Consider the following 3,453-nt stretch of genomic DNA (forward strand, 5'->3'; position numbering starts at 1 on the left):
GCAATGGCCTTTGATCCTGTTCACCACGCTGGTTGCGTGGTCGGCGGGGCTGTTCGGGACGCAGGCGCTCTTGGCGGCCGGCGGGCACGCGAAGAAGGCGCAGGTTCCGGCTTGGATCGCGTCGGCGGTTCTTCTGGCCGCCGGCGGGGTGGCGGTGTTCTTCCACCTGGAGCACTGGGAGAGGATCTTCAACGGCTTCGGGCACATCACGAGCGGGATCACCCAGGAGCTGATAGCGATCGTGGTGCTCGCAGTAGTGGCCGTGGCCTACCTGGTGGCGATGCGCCGCTCCGAGGACGGCGCCACCGTGCCGAAGTGGCTGTGCTGGCTGTCCGTCGCCGTGTGCGTCATCCTCGTGGTGGTCATGGCGCACTCCTACATGATGGCCGCCCGCCCCGCGTGGGACTCGGTGCTCTGGGTCCTCTACGTCCTCGGCAACGCCTGCGCGCTGGGGCCGTGCACCATGGCCCTCGTCATGGCGCTCGCAGGCGACGATGTTGCGCCCGTCGGCCCGCCGGCCCTCGCCGGCACCGCCCTCGCGGCCGCGGCCGCCGTGGCCTTCGCCATCTCCCTGCAGGCGAGCGCGGGCGCCTTCGCCGAGGTCGGGTTCTACTTCGACCCCACGCGCCCCACCGCCGGCATGGCCGACGCGGCCAGCGTGGTTGCGGCTCAGGCGCCGCTCCTCTGGGCGGGCGCGGTCCTCGTCGGCGGCGCCCTACCGCTGGCCGCCGCCCTCATGGGCCGCAAGACCGGCGACTGGAGGCTCTGGGGGACGGTCGCCGTGGCCTGCGCCCTCGCAGGCGCCGTCGCGCTCCGCGTCGCCTTCTACGAGCTGGGTCTTTCCGTGTTCATGTTCTACTAGCGCCCATCCTCCTGCGGATGCGGGGGAGGGGCTCCCTTCCCCCTCCCCGGGCGCCTCGCGCGAGGCGGGCGCAACGGCGGCGGCGCGTCCCGGACGCTTCGCGTGAAGCGTTCTCCCCCTGGGCGCCTGGCAGAGCGTGACGTTATCCCCGTCCTGTGTCACGCAGAGCGTGACGTTATCCCCGTCCTGTGTCACGAACTGTGTCACGACGCTCTGTGTCACGAACTGTGTCACGACGCTCTCCGCCCCGCGCGCCCGGTCCGCGGCCTTCCCGCCGAGCCGCCACCGACGCGGGCTGCGCGTTTCCCGCGACCTGGGGTTTCTCCGGGCGCGAGGGGCGCGGAGGGCGCGAAACCGGCCCCGTGCGTGCCACAGGGCGCAGTTTGTGACCAACCTGCGGGCGAAGCCCCGCCTCTCCGGCGGGTCCGCACGCCCCGGGCGCCTCAGCGCCCCCTGGCCTGCTCCTTTTCCGCATCGAACAAATCCAGCAGCTCCTGGCGGGTGTGGATGTCCATCTTCTGGTAGATGCGCCGCAGGTAGGTGTTCACGGTGCCGGTGGACAAAAACAGCTCCTCGGAGGTTCGCTTCACGCTGCGGCCCTTGATGAACAGCGCCGCCACCTCGGTCTCCCGCTCCGACAGCCTGTAGCGGCGCGCAAGCAGGGAGATGGCTGACGGGCGATCGCGGTCCGGCTCCTCCTGCCCGCCGGCGTCGGGGTCGGGGTCGGCGGTCCCTGCGAGCGCGGGCATCTCGGCGTGCGTCGCGCCCTCCTGATCCTCGACGCCCGCGCTGTGGCGAACCATCCAAAACGCCGTGAAGCAGATGGCCACAAGGGCCTGGCAGCAGAAGATGAGGATGAACGTGGCAACATCGACCCCTTGCGGGCTTTCGATGTCGATCAGCTTCAGCACGGCGAAGTTCCCAACGGCCGCCATGGCCGAGTACGCGGCGCGCCCGAGCGCGAACAGGTGGACGGACGAGCACGAAAAATGCTTTCCCATCAGCAGAAACAACACAATGAACGCGATGTTGAAGCCCCCAAGCCCAATGCAGCTGTACACGCGCTCCGCATTGAAGGCGAACGGCGTGCCCGCAAGCACGAGCGCGCACAGCGCGATAGACACCATGGGACGCGCGGAGAACGTGTTGGCGTACACGCGCCGGTTGCGGTAGCTCGACGCGGCGATGAAGCAGGACGCGCCGAACAAGATGAAGCCCACTTCAAGCAGGAAGAAGTAGTAGAACAGCGTGGGCAGGTGGTCGCGGCTGTTGAAGCGTGCGAACGAGAGCAGCAGGCCGACGAGCGCGCAGAACGCGAGCGCGCCGCCGATGACCTTCTCCAGAACCCGCCGGTCGGCCGATCGCGTGGACTCCGGCGCGGGATCAACCTTCACCTCCGCCGCGATGAGGAACGCTGCCTGGCCCAAAGGCAGGGTTGCCAGCAACACCATCTGCGCTTCGGACGGAACGAGCAGCAGAATCCCGCACACGGCTCCCATCAGGGCCAGGATGCCCGGGATCTTCTTGACGATGATCTCCAGATCGAAGTTCGCGAACGTTTTGAACCATACTAAAAGCAGCAGTTCGAAGCATACCTGGGCCCCGATGGAGCCGATGCTGCGGACGACGCTCTCGCGATCAAGGAGCACCATCATGAACGAGCCTACCAAGGCCGCCGCCGACAAAAGACCGGTGGAAACCGGCCGCGAGAGGACGGCGGCGCCGCGCTTCCAGTTCAGCCCGACCAGGAGCATGCATCCGGCGAGCGCAAGCGGCGTGCAAATGGAGAAGAACAGCGACGGCGTGGTCTTCTCGGCGTTGGCAGCGAAGCGCAGCACGTCGTGCAGCGCCACGAACGTCCACACGGAGTAGAGCGCGAACCCGTAGAGCACCGACGCCTGCCGGTCTATCTCGTCCTGTCTGAAAAACGATCCCATCGCAAACAGCACCCCTCTCAAGCGCGCCTGCTTCCCCGCGTGCCAGTGTACCACGAAGCCTCCGGGGCCGTTTTGATGTTGCATCCGTTTCACCTGCGGAAACGCAGACCTTTGCCGAAAATCATAAAAAACGGTGGACAGGAATTCGCGAATCATAAAACTCGGTTGACAACGTTTGGGCCGGGCTGCCCGTACCATGCGAAAGCGACGCCGCCCCTTCGAACCTAGGCGACGGGAAGGCGTCGGTCATGTTGGGCAATCTAAGGAGGACGATCGATGGGCATGAGCATTACCCGTCGAAGCTTCGTTCAGCTTGCAGCGGCGACTGCGGCGGCCGTGGCGCTCTCGACGGGCGCGGCCGGCTCCAAAGCGCTGGCGGAGACGAGCGACGCGAGCGCCCAGGACGTCAAGAGGGTGCGCACGACATGCCGCGGCTGCGGCAAGATGGAGTGCGGCGTGTGGGTGACCGTGGAGAACGGACGGGCTGTGAAGGTGGAGGGCGACGAGAGCGCCAAGCAGTCGAACGGCAACTGCTGCTCCAAATCTCAGTCGTCCATCCAGGCGGCGTATCACCCCGACCGCCTGCGCTACCCCATGAAGCGCACGAACCCCAAGGGCGATTCCGACCCGGGCTGGGTGCGCATCAGCTGGGAC

3 protein-coding genes are annotated in these 3,453 nt (G+C 67.2%); 2 read left to right on the forward strand and 1 reads right to left on the reverse strand.

Annotated elements, in window-relative coordinates; translation table 11 throughout:
• The coding region (locus tag ACWKY3_RS05955) for a dimethyl sulfoxide reductase anchor subunit family protein (RefSeq protein ID WP_449315511.1) at positions 1-862 on the forward strand (862 nt) is incomplete at its 5' end.
• A 443-nt stretch (positions 863-1,305) separates the two neighbouring features.
• On the opposite strand, the gene ACWKY3_RS05960 is transcribed toward ACWKY3_RS05955, so the two are convergent.
• Positions 1,306-2,811: a helix-turn-helix transcriptional regulator gene (locus ACWKY3_RS05960; RefSeq protein WP_449315513.1), complete on the reverse strand. Its 1,506-nt coding sequence runs from the start codon at positions 2,809-2,811 to the stop codon at positions 1,306-1,308.
• 264 nt (positions 2,812-3,075) lie between these two features.
• Between ACWKY3_RS05960 and ACWKY3_RS05965 the strand changes: the two genes are divergently transcribed.
• The coding region (locus ACWKY3_RS05965) for a twin-arginine translocation signal domain-containing protein (RefSeq protein ID WP_449315512.1) at positions 3,076-3,453 on the forward strand (378 nt) is incomplete at its 3' end.

The organism is Rubneribacter sp., from assembly GCF_965361815.1.